The organism is Paraburkholderia sp. UCT31 (assembly GCF_014397655.1).
Lineage (GTDB): Bacteria > Pseudomonadota > Gammaproteobacteria > Burkholderiales > Burkholderiaceae > Paraburkholderia > Paraburkholderia tuberum.
The window spans coordinates 1-19,207 of the sequence record NZ_VZQP01000060.1 but is presented as its reverse complement, the minus strand read 5'-3'; the positions used below and the strand labels follow the sequence as shown (position 1 = coordinate 19,207).

At 66.2% G+C, this 19,207-nt stretch carries 14 protein-coding genes and 2 pseudogenes; 8 read left to right on the top strand and 8 right to left on the bottom strand.

All coding sequences use genetic code 11. The features are described 5' to 3' along the window. Nucleotides 1-68: 68 nt before the first annotated feature. A complete protein-coding gene (locus F6X40_RS34385; protein WP_187630912.1) occupies nucleotides 69-956 on the bottom strand; it encodes a LysR family transcriptional regulator in 888 nt (295 codons plus the stop codon). A gap of 132 nt (nucleotides 957-1,088) precedes the next feature. Continuing rightward, nucleotides 1,089-1,331 (bottom strand): hypothetical protein, encoded by a 243-nt coding sequence (locus F6X40_RS34380; RefSeq protein ID WP_187630933.1) that lies wholly within the window; start codon nucleotides 1,329-1,331, stop codon nucleotides 1,089-1,091. 223 nt (nucleotides 1,332-1,554) lie between these two features. Here F6X40_RS34380 and F6X40_RS34375 point away from each other — a divergent pair, with 223 nt between their 5' ends. Beyond that, complete coding sequence (locus tag F6X40_RS34375) at nucleotides 1,555-2,301, top strand: glucose 1-dehydrogenase (protein WP_187630932.1); 747 nt, start codon at nucleotides 1,555-1,557, stop codon at nucleotides 2,299-2,301. A 115-nt stretch (nucleotides 2,302-2,416) separates the two neighbouring features. Here F6X40_RS34375 and F6X40_RS34370 read toward each other — a convergent pair whose 3' ends face one another. After that, a complete protein-coding gene (locus F6X40_RS34370; RefSeq protein WP_187630911.1) occupies nucleotides 2,417-3,316 on the bottom strand; it encodes a LysR substrate-binding domain-containing protein in 900 nt (299 codons plus the stop codon). A gap of 118 nt (nucleotides 3,317-3,434) precedes the next feature. Here F6X40_RS34370 and F6X40_RS34365 point away from each other — a divergent pair, with 118 nt between their 5' ends. Together F6X40_RS34365 and phnX are read left to right on the top strand one after the other, a co-directional pair. After that, nucleotides 3,435-4,685, top strand: coding sequence for a 2-aminoethylphosphonate--pyruvate transaminase (locus F6X40_RS34365; protein WP_222946249.1), 1,251 nt, complete (start codon nucleotides 3,435-3,437; stop codon nucleotides 4,683-4,685). Nucleotides 4,686-4,733: 48 nt separating this feature from the next. Then, complete coding sequence (gene phnX / locus F6X40_RS34360) at nucleotides 4,734-5,537, top strand: phosphonoacetaldehyde hydrolase (protein WP_184065853.1); 804 nt, start codon at nucleotides 4,734-4,736, stop codon at nucleotides 5,535-5,537. A 4-nt stretch (nucleotides 5,538-5,541) separates the two neighbouring features. Here the strand turns inward: phnX and F6X40_RS34355 are convergent, their stop codons facing one another. Together F6X40_RS34355 and F6X40_RS34350 are read right to left on the bottom strand one after the other, a co-directional pair. After that, nucleotides 5,542-6,471 carry a LysR family transcriptional regulator gene (locus F6X40_RS34355; RefSeq protein ID WP_090805804.1) on the bottom strand — a complete coding sequence of 310 codons (930 nt, stop codon included), beginning with the start codon at nucleotides 6,469-6,471 and terminating at the stop codon, nucleotides 5,542-5,544. Nucleotides 6,472-6,515: 44 nt separating this feature from the next. Then, nucleotides 6,516-6,836 (bottom strand): annotated as a pseudogene (locus F6X40_RS34350) (cytosine deaminase); the annotation flags it as partial. Nucleotides 6,837-7,137: 301 nt separating this feature from the next. On the opposite strand from F6X40_RS34350, the gene argG reads away from it, so the two are divergent. The 5 genes and pseudogenes from argG to F6X40_RS34325 form a co-directional block, all read left to right on the top strand. Continuing rightward, nucleotides 7,138-8,472 carry an argininosuccinate synthase gene (gene argG, locus F6X40_RS34345; protein WP_184065847.1) on the top strand — a complete coding sequence of 445 codons (1,335 nt, stop codon included), beginning with the start codon at nucleotides 7,138-7,140 and terminating at the stop codon, nucleotides 8,470-8,472. A gap of 179 nt (nucleotides 8,473-8,651) precedes the next feature. Continuing rightward, nucleotides 8,652-9,683, top strand: coding sequence for a diguanylate cyclase domain-containing protein (locus tag F6X40_RS34340; RefSeq protein ID WP_316251870.1), 1,032 nt, complete (start codon nucleotides 8,652-8,654; stop codon nucleotides 9,681-9,683). Between the two features lie 157 nt (nucleotides 9,684-9,840). Then, nucleotides 9,841-11,376 (top strand): transglycosylase SLT domain-containing protein, encoded by a 1,536-nt coding sequence (locus F6X40_RS34335; RefSeq protein WP_187630910.1) that lies wholly within the window; start codon nucleotides 9,841-9,843, stop codon nucleotides 11,374-11,376. A 208-nt stretch (nucleotides 11,377-11,584) separates the two neighbouring features. Further along, the gene (locus F6X40_RS34330) at nucleotides 11,585-13,240 is read left to right on the top strand and encodes an FAD-binding oxidoreductase (RefSeq protein WP_316251869.1); all 1,656 of its coding nucleotides are present in this window, start codon (nucleotides 11,585-11,587) and stop codon (nucleotides 13,238-13,240) included. Nucleotides 13,241-13,382: 142 nt separating this feature from the next. Beyond that, nucleotides 13,383-13,943: pseudogene (locus tag F6X40_RS34325) on the top strand (3-hydroxybutyrate oligomer hydrolase family protein); the annotation flags it as partial. 107 nt (nucleotides 13,944-14,050) lie between these two features. Here F6X40_RS34325 and F6X40_RS34320 read toward each other — a convergent pair. From F6X40_RS34320 to F6X40_RS34310, 3 genes are all read right to left on the bottom strand, one after another. Continuing rightward, the gene (locus F6X40_RS34320; RefSeq protein WP_222946248.1) at nucleotides 14,051-16,918 is read right to left on the bottom strand and encodes an Hsp70 family protein; all 2,868 of its coding nucleotides are present in this window, start codon (nucleotides 16,916-16,918) and stop codon (nucleotides 14,051-14,053) included. 5 nt (nucleotides 16,919-16,923) lie between these two features. After that, on the bottom strand, nucleotides 16,924-18,771 hold the full coding sequence (locus F6X40_RS34315) for an Hsp70 family protein (RefSeq protein WP_187630907.1): 1,848 nt from the start codon (nucleotides 18,769-18,771) through the stop codon (nucleotides 16,924-16,926). Further along, on the bottom strand, nucleotides 18,768-19,207 hold a 440-nt coding region (locus tag F6X40_RS34310), incomplete at its 5' end, for a DUF2760 domain-containing protein (protein WP_187630906.1). The genes F6X40_RS34310 and F6X40_RS34315, both read right to left, overlap by 4 nt.

Below are 19,207 nucleotides of genomic sequence, written 5' to 3'. Positions count from 1 at the left end.
TGCCGTCGACGGTTCGCTCTATTGACCGGGCGCGCGGCGCCGCGTCGCCGTGCTCACGCACGCGGCGCTCAAACGCGCTTGAACAACTGCCGCGCGAGCGAGCACATCAGCAGCGTCGCCGGCGATTCGTCCTGCAGGCGCCGGCTCATGATGATCGGCGACGCGGCGCTTGCCGACGGAATCGGCCGGTACGCGACGCCATGCGCGCGCAAGCCCTCGACGCTCTCCGGCACGAGACACACGCCGACCTGCGCGGCGACCAGCCCTAGCGCGGTCTGCAACTCCCGCACTTCATGGATCGCTTTCGGCTCCAGCGCCTGATCGTGCATTGCCGAGATCTGCTGGTCCGCATAGCTCGGCCGCGGCGTGCTCGGATAGACGATCAGCGTTTCCTCGGCGAGCGCGGCAAGCGTCAGCGGCTTCTTTTGCCGCGCGAGTGGATGGTCCTGCGGCAACGCGGCGATCATCCGTTCCTCGACCAGCACTTCGCGCGCGAGTTGCGCATCGTCGAAGCGCAGCCGGCCGAAACCGACGTCGATGCGGCCACCTTTGAGCGCGGCCAACTGCTCGATCGTGAACATCTCGATCAGCGACAGCTCGATGTGCGGCGCGGCCTCGCGAAACGAGCGGATCACCGCGGGCAGCGCGCCATACAGCGTCGACGGTACGAAACCGATCACGATGCGTTCCGCGAGTTGCGCGAGCCGGCGCGTGAGCGGCGCGAGCTCATCGGCTTCATCGATCAGACGTTTCGCCTGCGTGTAGAAAATGCGGCCGGCTTCGGTGAGCCGCAACGGCCGCGAGCCGCGCTCGAACAGCGGCAGGCCGATACTTTCCTCGATCTGCTGGATCTGCCGCGACAGCGGCGGCTGTGTCATATGCAGACGATTGGCCGCCCGCGTGATGTTCATTTCCTCGGCGACCGCGATGAAGTAGCGAAGTTGGCGAAATTCCATGCATGCCTCTGAGGTGTGATGCGTCGGCGATTGGTGTTGCGTTGGTCTGCTGCGCGTTGGGTGCTGCCGGTTGCGGTACGGTGCTGCCGCCGCGGCGCTGCGCGAGGGCAACGAATGATAGCAACAGCGCCGCTAAATACCGGCCAGATGACGCACGAGCGCCTTTTCCGCGCGCGGCAGCGCATTCAGCTCGCGCATGCTGTTGCCGTCGTTCGTCACCAACGAGTGGCAGCTGTTTGCGGGATCGGGCGTGCGCGCGCTCGTCGAACGCTTAGGGCCGATGCTGGCGGGCATCGTACTCGGCACGCTGGTTGCGGCAGCTCGGTCAGCGCGCGCTTGCGCGACGCCGACGCCGCGGCGCAAGCCAAACAGCATCAATCGTCGTAAGCCACGCGTAAACGGGGCCATCGAGGTCTGATGCGAATCGATTGTTCGTCGGAAGCGGCGTATCAATTCGTCTCGAGCCGCTTTATCCGGCCTCGCGCCATGCCTAAATTAACGACGAGTGACAGCGCCACTGCATTTCCGGCTTTTATTGGCGTGGACCCCGCGGCTCCTCGCGAGGCATGCCGGCGCGAACCATTGAAAGGACACGATGATGAGCAAGCTCACGGGCAAGGTAGCGGTTGTAACGGGTGCATCGAAAGGCATCGGAGCGGCGATTGCGAAGGCATTGGCGGCGCAAGGCGCGTCGGTCGTGGTGAACTATGCGTCGAGCCGCGCGGGCGCCGACAAGGTGGTCGCCGATATCACGGCGGCGGGCGGCAAGGCGGTCGCGGTTGGCGGTGACGTGTCGAAGGCCGCGGACGCGAACGGCATCATCGATACGGCGATCGAAACGTACGGGCGGCTCGACGTTCTCGTCAACAACTCGGGTGTCTATGAATTCGCGGCGCTCGAAGAGATCACCGAAGCGCACTTCCATAAGCACTTCGATGTCAACGTGCTCGGGCTGCTGCTCGTGACGCAGGCGGCGGCCAGGCATCTGGGCGACGGCGGCAGCATCGTCAACGTGAGCTCGGTCGTGACCCGCATCACGCCGGCGACCACCGCGGTATACACGGCCACCAAGGGCGCGGTCGATGCGATCACCGGCGTGCTCGCGAAGGAACTCGGACCGCGCAAGATCCGCGTGAATTCGGTGAATCCGGGCATGGTCGAGACCGAGGGCACCCACACCGCCGGCGTGATCGGCTCGGACTTCGAAACGTGGGCGATCAGCACGACGCCGCTCGGCCGTATCGGCCAACCCGACGATATCGCGGATGTCGTCGCGTTCCTCGCGTCGGATGACGCGCGCTGGTTGACGGGCGAGAGCCTGATCGCGAGCGGCGGCTCGCGTTAAGTCTGAAGGGGTTGCCAACGCTCGCGGCAACCCGCGGAACAATTCGAGCGCGCTCGCGGGCGGCGGGGCCGGCAGCATGAAGGCCACGCCGCTCCTTGCAGCGACGGCGCGCGAGCTACGCGCGTTGAACATCGCCCCCCAAGACCTCTGTTTCGGCTCCCGGCAACTCCACCGCAAAAAACGCGTCGAGCAGATTCGAACCCGGCCGCTCGGCGAGCCGCGTCAGCGATTCGATCATCTGCACGCGGCAATCGAGCAGCGGCACCATCCGGATCCGCCGCGACTCGTTGAACTCTGCGCGCGCAATGACGCCGACGCCGATTCCCTGCGCGACCGCTTCCTCCAGCGCCTCGCGGCCATCCACGTACATGACCGGCTCGACTTGCAACGACTCGCGCACGAGCTCGATTTCGAGCAGTTGTTGGGTGACCGATTGCGGCTCGCGGAAGATCATCGGCTGTTCGACGAGCTCCGCGTAACTCAGCCGGCGCTTCTTCGCGGCCGGGTAGCTCGCCGGCACCATCGCGACCAGCGGATCGCGCCGCAACACGCGCGACTGCAAGCGGCTATGCACCTGCGGCGCGGCCGTGATCGCCGCGTCGACCGCGCTCGACAGCACGCGCTGCATGCACTCTGCCGCATTGGCGATCGACAGCGTGACGACGATGCCCGGGTGCCGCTGGCGAAACGCGCCGATCAGCGCGACGGCGAGATCGGGGGCATCGGCCGCGAGCGATAACGAACCCGACTCCAGCCCGCCCGCTGATTCGAGCAGTTGGCGCGCCTCCCGCTCGCAACTGAGCATATGCCGTGTCACGCTGAACAGGCGCAGCCCGAGCTCAGTCGTCTCCACGCCGCGCGGCCCGCGCTCGAACAGCTTGACGCCGTAATCCTGTTCGAGCCGCCGCACGTGATCCGACACCGCCGGCTGCGTCAGCGACAACGCCTGCGCCGCTTTCGAAAAGCCGCCATGTTCCGCGACCGCATGGAACGCCCGCAATTGCGCGTATTGCACGTGTGCCTCGCCAGCAAATAAGTTTTTGCGATACCGTCATCGATTATATCGATTTTACCGATGGACAACGCTTCTGTATCGTGTGAGCTATCGACATAGCGATATCGGAGTTGCGGACATGGAAAGCGCGATCGGCGGTTCGGCGGCGACATTGGCCGTGGCAGCCGCGGCAACATCGACCCGTTGCACCACACCCTGCGCCGCGCCGGCTGGCGGCGAGCCTTATCTGCTGACGCCGGGCCCGCTGACCACGGCACTATCGACGAAACAGGCAATGCTGCGCGACTGGGGCTCGTGGGACGGCGACTTCCGCGCGATGACCGCCGAGTTGCGCGCGAGCCTGCTGGAGATCGCCGGCGACGCCGCGGGCGACTACGACTGCGTGCCGCTGCAGGGCAGCGGCAGCTACTGCGTCGAAGCGATGCTCGGCAGCCTGATTCCGCGCGACGGCCACGCGCTCGTGCTCGCGAACGGCGCGTACGGCAAGCGCGCAGCGATCACGCTGGGCTATCTCGGCCGCGCCTGCACACTGCTCGACAAGGGCGACTACCTGCCGCCGCGCGGCCTCGAAGTCGAGCGCATGCTTGCCGCCGATCCATCGATCACGCACGTGGTCGCGATCCATTGCGAAACGAGCTCGGGCATCCTCAATCCGCTCGATGAGATTGCAGCCGCGGTCGCGAGGCATGGCCGCAAACTGCTGATCGATTCGATGAGCGCCTTCGGCGCGGTGCCGCTCGACGTGCGGCAGATCGCGTGCGAGGCGTTCGTGTCGTCGGCGAACAAGTGCATCGAGGGCGTGCCGGGTTTCGGCTTCGTGATCGCGCGCAAGAGCGCCCTGCGCGAGGCGAAAGGCCGCAGCCATTCGCTCGCGCTCGATCTCTACGATCAATGGGACGTGATGGATCGCACGGGCCAGTGGCGCTTCACGCCGCCCACGCATACGGTGGCCGCGTTCCTCGAGGCGCTGCGTCTCTACCAGCTCGAAGGCGGGCAGCCCGCGCGGCTCGCGCGCTACGCCAACAATCGCGACGTGCTGGTGGCCGGCATGCACGAGCTTGGCTTCGAGCCGCTGCTCAACGGGCGCTGGCGCTCGCCGATCATCGTGACGTTTTTTTCGCCGGCGCATCCGTCGTTCGAGTTCGCGCGTTTCTATGAACTGATGAAGGAGCAGGGCTTCATCATCTATCCGGGCAAGCTGACGGTGGTCGACAGTTTCCGCATCGGCTGCATCGGTCAGGTCGACGAGCAGGTGATGCGACGCGTGGTCGATGCCTGCGCGCAAGCGCTGCGCACGATGGGCGTCACGCACGCGGGGCCGCCGCCCGTCGCGCTCGACGAACGCAAGGCGCTCGCGCAGGCGGCCTGAGCCGCGACAGCAAACCCGATACATTCGGATTCCTGGGGAGTCAAGCAGATGAAATACGTGAAGGCAGTGATTTTCGATTGGGCCGGCACGGTGGTCGACTACGGTTCACGCGCGCCGATGGGCGCCTTCGTCGAGACCTTCGAGCAGTTCGGCGTACCGATCACGATCGACGAAGCGCGCGGCCCGATGGGCATGGCCAAGCGGCCGCACATCGCGGCGCTGATGGCGCTGCCGCGCGTGGCGCAGGCTTGGGCCGAGCGCCATGGCCATACGCCGACCGACGCCGATATCGACGCCGTGTACGACGTGTTCGTGCCGAAGAACATCGCGGTCGCGGCGAGCTACAGCGCGGTGATCCCGGGCGTCGCCGAAGTCGCGAGCGCCTTGCGTCAGAACGATATCCGCATCGGCACGACGACCGGCTATACCCGCGAGATCATCGACGAAATCGTACCGGGCGCGGCCGCGCAGGGCTTTGCGCCGGACAGCATCGTGTGCACCGGCGATACGCCGGAAGGGCGGCCGTCACCGTACATGATCTACCGGACGCTGCCGCAGCTCGGCGTGTGGCGCGCGAAAGAGGCGATCAAGGTCGACGACACCGAGGTCGGTATCGAAGAAGGCATCAACGCCGGCACGTGGGCGGTCGGTGTCGCGGTGAGCGGCAACGCGTTCGGCATGAGCGAGGCGGAGGTGAAGGCGTTGCCGGCCGACGAATTCGCCGCGCGCCGCAACGCCGCGATGGCCAGGCTGAAGGCGGCGGGCGCGCATTACGTGATCGATAGCGTCGCGGATCTGATGCCGGTCGTGTACGACATCGAAGCGCGGCTCGCGCGCGGCGAACGGCCTTGAAGCGTCACTTGAAGAATCCGACCGCGAGATCGATGAACTCGCGCACCTTGCGCGGCACGAACTCGCGGCTCGGATACACCAGCGACACGGCCACGTCGCCATTGAGCACCGCATAGCCGTCGAGCACGCGCACCAGCGTGCCGGCGCGCAACTCGTCCTCGACCATTTCGAGCGGCAGCAGCGCGATGCCCATCGCGCCCAGCGCGGCCTGCTTCTGCATGATCATGCTGTTGACCGTGAACGATGCATCGATCGCGATGCTCTCGCCGCTGTCGTCGCCGTCCTCGCTCGCGCTTTCGGCATCGCCGTCACCCTTGCGGAAGATCCACATCGGGCCGGTCGTGTCGAACGGCGCGGCAATCAGCCGATGCCCGTCCAGTTCGGCCGGCGTTTGCGGATGACCGGCCTGCGCGAGATACGCGCCCGCTGCCACCGGCACCGCGTGCGAGTTGATCAGACGCCGCGCCACCAGCGACTCCGAGCGGATCATATGCTCGGTCACGATGCCGACATCGAAGCCGCCTTCGAGCAGATCGACCCGTTTTTCCGTCAGCGTGACGCGCAGGTTGACTTGCGGAAAGCGCGCCTGATATTCGGCGAACAGCGGCGTTAGCCGAAACAGCGAAAAACTGCCGAGCGCAACGATGCGCAGGTCGCCGGCCACGTCGCGCGAGGCCGTGGTCGCGCGCGACTCCACTTCCTCCAGTTCGGCGAGCAGCACGCGGCAACCGTCCGCGTATTGCGCGCCGGCCTCGGTGAGCACGACCTTGCGCGTGGTGCGCTGAAACAGGCGAATGCCGAGATGCTGTTCGAGGCTCGACACATGACGCGTGACGACCGACGTCGACACGTTCAGTTGCCCGGCGGCCTGCGCGAAGCTGCCGACATCGGCCACCTTGACGAAGGCCTGCATGGCCTGAAAAAGATTGATCATTCGAGTCCAAAAAACGTCTTTGTTGTAGCGGACGGCGTGGCGCATGCGTGCGCGGCGGTGCCGCTTTCGGCGCGCCAGCGGCGCTCGTTTTCGATGCGATCGATCAGCTTCGGCCCGACTTCGTTGCGATACCAGCGCAAGCCCCAGTTGGTCTTGTCCAGATGCGTATGCCCTTCGACGAAACCGGGCAGCAGCAGCGCGTCGCCGCCGTCCTCGACCGGCACACCGGGCTCGCGCGGCAGAGCGGCGCCGAGCGCGGCGATCCGGCCATCGACGATCGACACCTCGGCGCGCTTGCCGTCGGCGAGCCGCACGTGGGTGACCAGCGAGGCGTTCGTCGCGTGGCGCGGGGTGGTCGTGGTCATGGGCGGCGGGCAAGGGGAATGAACGGGATGAAAGGGGTGAACGGCCGGTGCGTCGACGCAACCCGCGATGCTACCCTTAGACGATAATAAATCCGCCCCCGTTACGGCAAATACAGCGTGAATTAATCCGGAAATTCGGCGCGGCGAGATTGCGGCGCGAGGCCGCGCCGACCGGCAAAATCCAAGGCCGGACGGCGGTTCACGGTATACTCCCGCGTAACTTGCCTGATCGCCAGGCTTGCCCGATACTCAGCTGTTACCCCCAAAATCTCCCCGTACGTCGAGTTTAACGCTACTGCTTATGAGTACAATCCTTGAAAGTCTTCCGATCGGCCAGAAGGTCGGTATCGCGTTTTCCGGCGGCCTCGACACTAGCGCCGCGCTGCACTGGATGCGCAAGAAGGGCGCCGTGCCGTACGCCTACACGGCCAACCTCGGTCAGCCCGACGAAGACGATTACGATTCGATCCCGCGTCGCGCCACGCAATATGGCGCCGAAGGCGCGCGCCTGATCGACTGCCGCGCGCAGCTGGTCGCGGAAGGCATCGCGGCGCTGCAGTGCGGCGCGTTTCATATCTCGACGGCGGGCGTCACCTACTTCAACACGACGCCGATCGGCCGCGCCGTGACCGGCACGATGCTGGTCGCCGCGATGAAGGAAGACGGCGTCAACATCTGGGGCGACGGCAGCACGTACAAGGGCAACGACATCGAGCGTTTCTACCGCTACGGTCTGCTCGTGAACCCGGACCTGAAGATCTACAAGCCGTGGCTCGACCAGCTGTTCATCGACGAACTCGGCGGTCGTTCTGAAATGTCCGAGTTCATGCGCCAGTCGGGCTTCGACTACAAGATGTCGGCCGAAAAGGCGTATTCGACCGACTCGAACCTGCTCGGCGCGACGCACGAAGCGAAGGATCTCGAAAGCCTCGAATCCGGCATCAAGATCGTCAACCCGATCATGGGCGTCGCGTTCTGGCGCGACGACGTGCAGATCGCGAAGGAAGAAGTGACGGTCCGCTTCGAGGAAGGCCAGCCGGTCGCGCTGAACGGCCAGACGTTCCCGAACGCGGTCGAGCTGCTGCTCGAAGCGAACCGGATCGGCGGCCGTCACGGTCTCGGCATGAGCGATCAGATCGAAAACCGCATCATCGAGGCGAAGAGCCGCGGCATCTATGAAGCCCCGGGCCTCGCGCTGCTCAACATCGCTTACGAGCGTCTCGTCACCGGCATCCACAACGAAGACACGATCGAGCAGTTCCGCGAGAACGGCCGCCGCCTCGGCCGTCTGCTGTACCAGGGCCGCTGGTTCGATCCGCAGGCGATCATGCTGCGCGAAACCGCGCAACGCTGGGTCGCGCGCGCGATCACCGGCGAAGTGACCGTCGAGCTGCGCCGCGGCAACGACTACTCGATCCTCAGCACGAAGTCGCCGAACCTCACGTATCAGCCCGAGCGTCTGTCGATGGAAAAGGTCGCATCGACGTTCTCGCCGCGCGATCGCATCGGCCAGCTGACGATGCGTAACCTCGACATCACCGACACGCGCGACAAGCTGCGCATCTACTCGCAGGTGGGCCTGCTGTCGTCGAACGAGACGTCGGCGCTGCCGCAGGTGAAGGGCGACAAGGAGTAAAGCGGCGCGTCTGATTACCTGAACGTCGCATCGATCGATGGGCCGGCTCGCGAGAGCCGGCCCATTTTCTTTGGGGCTCCCGGATGCGCTCCGGCGCTTGGGCGCGATCCCACATTCTGTGCTCAAGTTTCGCGTGCCTATGCCGTTGACATAAGCTAAGCCCATTCTGGAACCCTTCCGTGCAACTCGCTTACAGTAACGACCGCCTCGCCAGCCGGATGCCAGTCGACTCGACCGCCGCCGGCGAACCCGAGGTCGAGTCTTCGGTCATCGAGTGGCTGTTGCACGACGACCAGGTGATGCGCGAGTGCTTCACGCATGCGGCGGAGATTCTGAAGAGCGTGACCGGCGCGGCAATTACCGCGATCGTGCTGCTCGACGAGGAGTATCAGCACTATCGCGCCGAGGTCGGCATGGCGATGCCGCTCGTCACGCGTGCGCGCTCGCTCGCCGACTACGCGGTGCGCGACGCCGACCTGTTCGTGATCGAGGATGCGCACAGCGACAGCCGCTTCGGCGAATGCATGCTCGTCAAGCGTCATCCGTTCGTGCGCTTTTACGCGGCGATCGCATTGCGCGCGCCGAACGGCGAGATCGTCGGCGCGCTGTGCGCGATGGATCCGGCGCCGGGCCGGCTCGACGCGGGCCGGCGCGGCGTGTTTTACCACCTGCGCGCGATGATCGAAAACGATCTGAAGATGCGCACGGCCACCGCGATCGATCCGCTCACCCAGTTGTACAACCGGCGCTTCCTGCTCGAAACCATCGCGCGCCGCTGGAAGGAGGCGCGCGACGGCGACGTGATGGGCTCGGTGGTCGTCGACGTCGACTGGTTCAAGCAGTACAACGACACCTACGGTCATCAGGCCGGCGATCACTGTCTGAGTCTGGTTGCCTCCGTGATGCAGGCCGCCGCCGACAGCGAGCGCATCGTGGTCGGGCGCATGGGCGGCGAGGAGTTCGGAATGCTGGTGCTCGAAGCGCAACCATCGATGCTCGAAGACACGCTCGAAACGCTGCGCCAGCGCGTGGCGGACCTCGCGATCGAGCATCGCGCGTCGCCGCTTGGGGTGGTGACGCTCAGCATTGGCGCGTCGCTCACGCGTATCAGCGACCTGTCGCGACCCGCGCATCGCGACGGTTTCGCGAGCGCTGACCGTGCGTTGTATCGCTCGAAGCATCAAGGACGAAATCGCGTGACGCTGGCGTAGCGGGCGTTGGCGATTGCGTCGGTATGGCTCTATCTTCAGTCATGGCGCATTGCTTATAGGACCATCGTCCCATTTTCAGCCGTTGCCAGCGTGGCAATATGGATGCGCGTAGTGAACGTCGACGCAGTCGCCGGGTGCGACAGCAGGGTGTTTTACGATGCGCATCATTCAAACGTTGCTGTACATCGCGGCGTTCTGCTCAGGCATGATCGTCGGCCCCGCGGCGTGCGTCGCCGCCCAAAGTGTCGCCGCGCAGCCGGCCGCCTCGTCGGCCCTCCCGGCATCCCCAACCGCCGCGGCGTCGGCTCCCGCAGCGCGCCGTATCGATCTCGGCAATCAACCGTTCACGGGCGATTTCGACGCCATGCTCGACCGGCATCTGATCCGCGTGCTGGTTCCTTACAGTCGAACGCTCTATCTGAATGAGCAAGGTCACGAACGTGGGCTGACCGCCGGTCTCATGCGGGACTTCGAGCGTTATGTGAACAAGAAGTACCAGGCGACGCTCGGCAAGCGTCCGCTCACCCTGGTCATCATTCCGACGACTCGCGACCAGTTGCTCCCGGGGCTGATAGCGGGCCGCGGCGACATCGCCGCGGGCAATCTGACGGTCACGGAGGTCCGCCTGAAGCAGGTCGACTTCGTGGCGCCGCGTGACCGGACAGCAGTACGCGAAGTGGTCGTGACCGGGCCGAAGTCGCCGGCCCTCGCGAAGCTCGACGATCTCAGCGGTAAGACGGTCCATGTGCGGCCCAGCAGCAGCTATTACGAGAGCCTGAACGCGTTGAACGCGCGTTTTCGCAAGGAAGGCAAAGCTCCGGTGAAACTCGTGCCGCTGCCCGACGCGCTCGAGGACGAGGACGCAATGGAGATGCTCAATGTCGGGCTGCTCCAGATCCTCGTCGTGGACGACTGGAAGGCAAAGGTATGGGCGCCGGTACTGGCTGGAATCGTCGTGCATAACGATATTTCGGTGCGCGACGCAGGCTACATCGGCTGGGCGGTGCGCTTCAAGAGCCCCAAACTGCGGGACGCGATCAACGACTTCTACCTGAATTACGTGAAGAGGCAGAGTGTCGCGGAAGTCCGTCTGCAGCAGGAAATGAAGCGCATCAAGCAGATCTCCAACAATACGGAGTCAGCGGAGCTGAAGCGGTTCGGGCAGACGGTCAGTCTTTTCGAAAAATACGGTGCGCAGTACCGCTTCGATCCGCTTTTGCTTGCGGCTCAGGGCTTTCAGGAATCCCAGCTGAACCAGAGCGCCCGCAGTCACGTTGGCGCAATCGGGATCATGCAGTTGATGCCAGCCACGGGGAAGGAACTTGCGGTTGGCGACATCAGGGTGGCGGAGTCCAACATACATGCGGGAGCGAAATATCTCGATGTGCTGATGGCCCGTTACTTTCCCGATGCTCACTTCTCCGAAAGGGACCGCTCGCTGTTCGCATTCGCAAGCTACAACGCAGGTCCCGCAAAGATCGCCAGAATGCGCAAGGAAGCGGCGGCGCGCGGTCTCGATCCTAACAAGTGGTTCAACAATGTCGAAATCGTAGTCGCCGAGAAAATCGGTATCGAGCCAACGACGTACGTGCGCAATGTCTTCAAATATTACGTTGCGTACCGGCTCGTCCGCGAGGCCGAGGCTGCACGCGCTCGCGCTATCGGGCAGATGCGCAAGCAGGGCGGAGCGTGAGGGAAGCGGGCATCTGAATTCAGCGTGGAGAAGCGCCATGGTGACGCGCCGTGATCTGATCAGGTGGCTTGCGGCCGTCCCGCTGTTCGCCTCCATCTGGCCGTTGCTTCGGCTCGATGACGCTCGCGCTGCGCAGACCCCGCGACGCGTACGACCGGGCGAATCGGGATGGCCCACGCCTTCGGACTGGGCGCGACTGAAACAGCAGGTGGATGGCTACCTGATCCGACCGGAGTCACCACTCGAGCTCTGTCGTGAATCTCCCGACAACGCCGAATGCCTTGCACTCTTCCGTGAACTCAAAAATCCGTACTTCATCGGCGACAGTCCCGTTCTGACACAAACCTGCGAGTGGGTCGGCGCGTGGAAAGCCGAACCCAGTGCCTACGTGGTCGCCGCGAGACGGGGCGAACATGTGGCGGCGGCCGTCAACTTCGCGCGTGAACGCAATCTTCGCGTCGTCGTGCGCGGCGGGGGCCATTCCTATCTCGGCACCTCGAACGCGCCGGATTCCTTGATGATATGGACGCGCGCCATGAACGAAATCAGGAATCACGATGCTTTCGTTCCGAGCGGATGTGACGGGGTCATTCCACCCGGACCCGCGGTCAGTGTCGGGGCAGGCGCGATCTGGATGCATACCTATGAAGCCGTTACCGGCGGCGTGGGTCGGTATGTACAGGGCGGCGGTTGTGGAACAGTGGGAGTCGCGGGACTGATTCAAGGCGGAGGTTTTGGAACGCACTCCAAACAGTTCGGCATTGCATCTGCTTCACTGCTCGAAGCGGAGGTCGTTACGGCGGACGGTGCGGTCAGGGTTGTCAACGCCCGAAGAGAACCGGATCTCTTCTGGGCCTTGAAAGGTGGGGGTGGCGGTACCTTCGGCGTCGTCAGCCGTCTGACTTTGCGCACGCACGAACTGCCGGCCGTGTTTGGCCTCGTATCCTGCGCAGTCGTGGCCCGCTCGGATGTCGCCTACAAACGGTTGCTGGGCCGCTTCGTCGCCTTTTACGCCGACAGCCTATGCAATCGCCACTGGGGTGAACTCGCAACGCTGCTGCCCGGCAAACGCCTGCGCATCGACATGAGCTTTCAGGGACTCGGCAAGGAAGAGGTCGCAACGCTCTGGAAGCCGTTCTGGGACTGGATTGGCTTGCAGGACGACCTGACCATGATGGCCGCGCCCTCGATCGTCGCCGGTCCGGGGCGGTTGCGCTGGGACGGCACGGCGCTCGCGCGGTTCGTGCCCGGGTTGGTCGTCTTCGATGACCGACCCGGCGCGCCAGATGCCAATTTCTTCTGGGCGTCGAATCTCGCCGAGGCCGGTCATGTGATCCACGGCTTCGACTCGCTGTGGTTGCCTGCAGCAATGCTGGCGCGCGAGCGCCAACCCGAACTCGTCGACGCGCTGATGGGCGCTACGCGCTACTGGCTTGTCGAACTTCATTTTCAGAAAGGGCTCGCCGGCGCCCCTGCCGATGTCATTGCCGCCGGCCTGCAAACCCCAGTCAATCCAGTCGTGGCGGAGTCGTTCGCATTGGCAATCGTCGCGAGCGAGGGGCCACCGGCATTCGACGGACTGACAGGTCACGAGCCCGATGTTTCGAAGGCACAGCGAGATGCGAAGCTCATCGGATTGGCCATCAACGAACTCGGGAAAGTCGCAACGGCCGGTGGCGCATACGTCGCCGAGAGCAGCTATTTCCAGAAGGACTGGCAAGCGGCGTATTGGGGGGCCAACTATGCACGTTTGCTGTCGATCAAGCAGCGTTACGACCCGCACGGAGTTTTCTTCGTTCGCCACGGTGTCGGCTCCGAAGACTGGAGCGACGACGGGTTCACCCGCATGGCCGATTCCGACTAGCCGGCCGGCTGTTTCGCCCGAATCCTGATGCTCGTTATGTAAGGGTATGACCGTGGATTGACTCCACAGAGAGGTCAATGCACGCTAGCGATGCATCGGTATCCGAAGCATCTCGTTCTGGCGAACCAGATGGAGCGGGGTCGGCAACAAGTTGGGTAAGGCGATCCAGTTTGCGTATTGGGCGCTCAACGATTCGTACGGCGCGTTGAATGGCTCGACGCGCACGGTGCGCTATGCGAGCGGCAGCATCACGACGATCGCCGCGTCGGTCAGCAACGGCGGCGCGTCGCTCGCGGCGGCCGGCGTGATCGCGGGAACGGATACGGTGACGCAGGCCACCAATGCGCTCGCGCTGCTGCATCAGAACGGCTATCAGACCGACTCGGACCTGCTGCACGCGCCGATGTGGGACTCGCAGGCGGTGCCGGCCGTCGCCATGACCTATGCGAATGCGTATGCGCGCGCAAGTGTCGCCGACAACCTGTGCGACTTCAGCTTCGGCACCACCAGCGCGGCTGGCGCAGCCGGCGTGACGCCGGCGGTGTCGCCGATGCCGCCGTCGCAGGTGATCCACACGATACCGCGCGGCGGCGTGCCGGGAGCCGCACCGGCGCTGACCACGGCCAACCTGCCGGCGATCGCGGCGACCCCGGGTGTCAATGCGATTTCCGCAACGAATGGCGCCGTGAACGTGCCGAATTGAGCGGCGCGTGCTGAAGCAATGCGCACACAGGTATCCGCCTAGGTGCGCGTTGCTGTGCATCTGGATGCCGCGCGAGCGGTGCTGAGCTTCGCGCCGCGCAAAACGCTTTAGCCGCCGATCAGCTTCAACCCGACCGGCAGCGATTCGCCGAACACGCGACCTTCGTCGGCGTTATCGAGCGCGACGACTTCGCCGACCATCGTGACCCAGGCGCGCGGCGCGCTCGCCGCTTCGAGGCGTCGCACGACGCTCGCGCGCAGCGCGTCGGGCAGATCGCGCGAGCGGTCGCCGGTCATGCGGGCGATCTGGACCGCCGCGAAGGCGGCGGGGTCGACCTTCTTCCAGTCGAGCGCGAGGATCGCATCGAGCCATTGCGCGGCGACCTCGGGCGGCACGACGCTATGCGCGCTGCCGTAAAACGGCTGGCGCGCGCCGATCCGTCCGACCGCCCACCAGCTTTGATGGTTTTCCGCTGGCTTTTTCAGGCGAGCAAGCACCGCCTCGCCGAGTTCGATCTTGCGTTCGGCCGGAATCCGTTCGAGCGATGCGCACAGGCGCACCATATCGGCGAAGCCGGTCTTCGCGACATCGAACGGCAGCTTGTGACGCGATTGCGCGGCCTTCTGCAGATAGTCCATCGCGTCGAGCACGCGCAGCTGCGCATCTGCGCCGAGGCCGCCGGCCGCGCGGCGCCACAGCGTCCACCATTCCGACCATACCTGGCTGTCGGTCACGTACTGGATGCCATCGTCGAACAGCGTCCACAGTTGCTCGACGCGCCATTCGTCGAGCGGATAACCGAAGCCGGGCCGCACGCAATAGCCGGCCAGATTCAGCCACAGCCGTTCGTGATCGGCCGAGCGGCGGCGGCGGCGCGCGCGCTCCCACAGCGCGCCGAACAGTTCGCGCAGCAATCCGCTGTTCCAGCTGTCGCGCGGGCCGAGCAGATGTTCGAGCTGCGCGCGCAGTCGTTTGATCTCCTTCGGGTCGACGTTTTGCGCGCGGGCGCCGAAGCAACGGTCGATCAGTTCGATCGCGCGATCGAGCGCCGGGTGGCGTTGCGGTGCGCCCTCGGCGGATAGATCCATTTGCGCGTCGGCGTGGCGCAGCTGGAATTCGAGCAGCCAGCGTTGCGATGGCTCGTCGAGCTCGATGCAATGGACGTCGAGCGTGCCGACCTCGGTCAGCGACGTCGCGATGCGCACGGCGGTTTCGCGAGCGCGATGGCCGTCGCGTGGCTGGACGATCGTCGCGATCGGCGGCAGACGCACGAAGTCGCCGCCCGCGAGGTCGACCAGTTCGCCGGGCTGATAGGCGGTGTCCGCGCTCGACGACACCAGGTGAAAGCGCACCGGATGCCCGAGCCGCAGCGCGAACGTGCGGTCCGCGATCAGAATCTCGTGACCTTCCTCGGTGCCGCGCGGCAGCAGGCAGATGCCGCGTTGCGCCAGCGCCGCGTCCGGCTCGGCGTCGTCTTTGCCGGCCGGCGTTTCGTCGAGCACCAGAAAATAGCTGCGCGGCGAACCGCCGCCGATTTTCGGCGCGAAGCCCGCGCGCGCGAGCGTATAGGCGACCGCGCCGCGCGCGACCGCGACGTCGGGGTTGTCGTTGTGCAGCACGTTGAGCGGCGCGCCGCGCCACCCGCCGAGCGTGTCGGCCAGACGCCGCGACAGCGCGTCGGCGCGGAACACGCCGCCGTTGAGCAGCAGCGTGTCGGGAACGGGCAGGGCGGCTGTGCCGGATGCGTCCGGCGTGCTGGAATCCGCGCCCAGGGCCTTGCGCGACTGCGCGGCGAAGCGTTCGAGAAATGCCGCGATATGCCGCGTGATCGCCGCATCGGTCGCGTACGGCAGGCCGAATTCGACGATCGCGCCGCGCGGCCGGCCCGGACGCTCATCGGCGGCCACCCGCGGCAAGAAACCATCGACGATGATCTTCTCGACCTCGTCGCGCGTGACCTGCGTCGTGCGCGCGCCGCCGATCAGCTTCGAGCCCGCGCCGAGCAAGGTGACCGGCGCCGACTCGGGCGCCTGCGCGCCGAGCAATTGCTCCTTCGCGACGCGGCATCGCTCGACCAGCTGCGACAGGCTCGCCGCCGATAGCCGTTGCGGCGCCTGCGCAGCGCCGCCGGCACCACCCAACAGCCGCGCCTCGACCAGATGCGCGAGCGCGAGGTCCATGTTGTCGCCGCCGAGCATCAGATGATTGCCGACACCGACGCGCGTCAGGCGCGGCTCGCCGTCGTCGGACAGGCCGACTTCGATCAGCGTCAGATCGGTGGTGCCGCCGCCGACGTCGCAGATCAGCACGAGCCGGGTGTCCGCCAACTCGCCGGGAAGCGTGTCGCGATGGCGGAACAGCCAGTCGTAGAACGCGGCCTGCGGCTCTTCGAGTAGCCGCAGCGACGGCAGCCCCGCGAGCCGCGCCGCTTCGACGGTCAACGCGCGCGCGCCTTCGTCGAACGATGCGGGCACCGTCAGCACGACGTCCTGCTGTTCGAGCGGCGCCTTCGGAAAGTGCTGGTTCCATGCGGCGCGCACGTGCGCGAGGTAGCTCGCGCTCGCGTCGAGCGGCGAAATCTTGCGCACGTCGTCGGGCGCGCCCCACGGCAGGATCGGCGCGACGCGATCGACCGACGCGTGCGACAGCCAGCTTTTCGCGCTGGCGACGAGCCGCCCCGGCACCTGCGCGCCGAGCAGCCGCGCGAGCCGGCCGACCACGACCGGCTGCGCCGCGTCCTTGCCGAGGCCCGACGCCGCACGCGCACCGGACCACGGCAACTGCAGATCGGCCGCGCTCAGTTCTCCGTCGGCCGCCTGATAGCGCACCGACGGCAACAGCGGCCGCGCGGCGACTTCGCCGGGGCTCACGAGTTGCTCGATCTCGAACACACGAATCTGCTGCGATCCGGCTTGCGCGTACGCGAGCACCGTGTTGCTGGTGCCGAGATCGATGCCGACGCTGTACCGCTTCATGTCAATCACGCATTCGCGTTGCCGCGCACGTCGAATTCGACTTTCCAGCGCTCGTCGGAGCCGCGCGGGATCGCTTCGAGTTCGAGCGTGCCCGCTTCGGTCACGCGGGCGTGCAGCTTCACCGGCACGACCTCGCCGGCGGTGCGGCCGGCCGCCGGCAGCGTCGCCTGGATTTCCTCGAGTTCCTGCAACTCCTCGGGGCCCCAGTAATCGAGCAGCGTGCCGACCTGATCCTGACGACGCACCGACGAGCCGAAGAAGCGGAAATGCACGGGCTCGCCGACGACCAGCCCGAACTCCTGCGCGGGCAGCTCGGCGTCGGTGCCTTCTTCCATGCCGAACGGCGCGACGCACAGCGCCTGCACCGGCGGCTCGAGCCCGGGCACGGCCGGCATCGCCGATTCGATCGCGATGTAGTACGCGCGCGCGGTGCCGCCGCGAATCCGCACGCCGCGGCCGCGCCGCACGTAGCCGTAGTAGGCCGCGCCGCGCGCGACCGCCAGATCGAGGTCCGCACCTTCGAGCAGACGGGCCGGCGCCGCGCCTTCGGTCGCGAGCCAGCCGTTCAGCGTGCCCATGATCCGTTCGACCAGCAGCGCCGACTTGAACACGCCGCCGTTGAACAGCACCGCGGTCGGATGCAGGAAGCTCGCGTTGGGCGCGACATGCTCGCGCAGCCCTTCGAGTTCCGCCAGCGCGCCGACCTGACGCCCGAGGAACGCCGCCAGATGCCGCGTGATGCCCGCGTCCTGCGCATACGGCAGGCCGAGCTGCGTCAGACCGACCCGCGCGCGGCTCACCGGACGCGCGGCGCTGTCGATCTGCGGGAAGAAGCCGTCGAGGATCGTCTGTGTCAGTTCGGCGCGCGTCAGCTCGGTGCGGATCGAGCCGCCGATCAGCTTCGAGCCGCGGCTCGGCACGACGAGCGGCACGGTGTCGGTGGCGGGGTCGCTGAGCAGCGTTTCCTTCGCCGCGCGGCACGCGTAGGTGAGCGCGCGCAGTTGCCACGCGTCGGCCTGGGTGCCCTGCGCGGCGAGCTTGCGCGCGACCACGTGCGCGAGCGCGAGGTCCATGTTGTCGCCGCCGAGCAGGATGTGATCGCCGACCGCGACGCGATGCAGTTCGAGATTGCCGTCGCGCTCGATTACCGCGATCAGCGACAGGTCGGTCGTGCCGCCGCCGACGTCGACGACGAGGATGATGTCGCCGATCTTGACCTGCTTGCGCCACGCGCCGCCGCTCTTCTGGATCCAGCTATAGAGCGCCGCCTGCGGCTCTTCGAGCAGCGTCATGCGCGTGAAGCCGGCGGCCTCGGCGGCCTCCGCCGTCAGCTCGCGCGCCGCGGGGTCGAACGAGGCGGGGATCGTCACGGTGACGTCCTGCTCGCCGAACGGCGCGTCCGGATGCGCGTGGTCCCACGCCTCGCGCAGGTGCGTCAGGTAGCGCACCGAGCTTTCCAGCGGCGACACGCGCGCGACTTCGGGCGGCGCGTCGTTCGGCAGAATGCCCGCGCGCCGGTCGACGCCCGGATGGCACAGCCAGCTTTTCGCGCTCGACACGAGCCGGATCGGGGTGCCGGCGCCGCGGCTGCGCGCGAATTCGCCAACCGCGAATTCGCGCTGGCCGGTCCACGGCAGGTAGAGGTCGCCGGAGGCCAGTTCGTCGGGATGCGGCAGGTACAGGAAAGAGGGCAGCAGCGGCAGATTATCGATTGCGCCGGGGCCCGTGAGCTGGGCGATCGACAGCACGTCCTGGGTGGTTTTCTCGCCGTCGCTCGCGTGCGTGTCCACGTAGGACAACGCGCAGTGCGTGGTGCCGAGATCGATGCCGATCGAATAGCGTGCGTCGCTCATAGCTCCACCTCCGCCGGTGCGATGACTTTTGCGTTATGACCGTCCGCCAGCTTCGGCAGACGCACATCCTCGACGCGCCAGCCGCGATGGCTGATGCTGCCGTTGAACGGCGCACTGCCGACCACGTTGCCGGTCAAACGGACCGAGCTCGCGTCGAAGCCTGCGGGCAGCGTCACGCGGCTGCCTTCGGCTTCGTCGCGCACCGGGCGGATCGTGAAGTGCTCGCGCAGCGTCGCGCGGCAGCCTTCGTGCACGAGGCGCGCGGCCGCGCCGATGTCGGCGTCGCTATAGGCCTTGATGTCTTCCTCGACAAAATCGATGAAGCGCGCGTCGCGCTGCAGCAGGCCGAGCAGTTGCAGCGCGGCGTCGGGGGAGGCCTCCTTCAGCACCGGCGCGGGTTGCGGCTTCGGTTGCGGCTTCGGTTCCGGACCGGCGG

What these genes read in the sequence shown, in the direction of transcription:
- F6X40_RS34385 (WP_187630912.1), bottom strand. Translation starts at nt 956, where the DNA reads ATGGAATTTCGCCAACTTCGCTACTTCATCGCGGTCGCCGAGGAAATG.
- F6X40_RS34380 (WP_187630933.1), bottom strand. Translation starts at nt 1,331, where the DNA reads ATGCTGTTTGGCTTGCGCCGCGGCGTCGGCGTCGCGCAAGCGCGCGCT.
- F6X40_RS34375 (WP_187630932.1), top strand. Translation starts at nt 1,555, where the DNA reads ATGAGCAAGCTCACGGGCAAGGTAGCGGTTGTAACGGGTGCATCGAAA.
- F6X40_RS34365 (WP_222946249.1), top strand. Translation starts at nt 3,435, where the DNA reads ATGGAAAGCGCGATCGGCGGTTCGGCGGCGACATTGGCCGTGGCAGCC.
- phnX (WP_184065853.1), top strand. Translation starts at nt 4,734, where the DNA reads ATGAAATACGTGAAGGCAGTGATTTTCGATTGGGCCGGCACGGTGGTC.
- F6X40_RS34355 (WP_090805804.1), bottom strand. Translation starts at nt 6,471, where the DNA reads ATGATCAATCTTTTTCAGGCCATGCAGGCCTTCGTCAAGGTGGCCGAT.
- argG (WP_184065847.1), top strand. Translation starts at nt 7,138, where the DNA reads ATGAGTACAATCCTTGAAAGTCTTCCGATCGGCCAGAAGGTCGGTATC.
- F6X40_RS34335 (WP_187630910.1), top strand. Translation starts at nt 9,841, where the DNA reads ATGCGCATCATTCAAACGTTGCTGTACATCGCGGCGTTCTGCTCAGGC.
- F6X40_RS34320 (WP_222946248.1), bottom strand. Translation starts at nt 16,918, where the DNA reads ATGAAGCGGTACAGCGTCGGCATCGATCTCGGCACCAGCAACACGGTG.
- F6X40_RS34315 (WP_187630907.1), bottom strand. Translation starts at nt 18,771, where the DNA reads ATGAGCGACGCACGCTATTCGATCGGCATCGATCTCGGCACCACGCAC.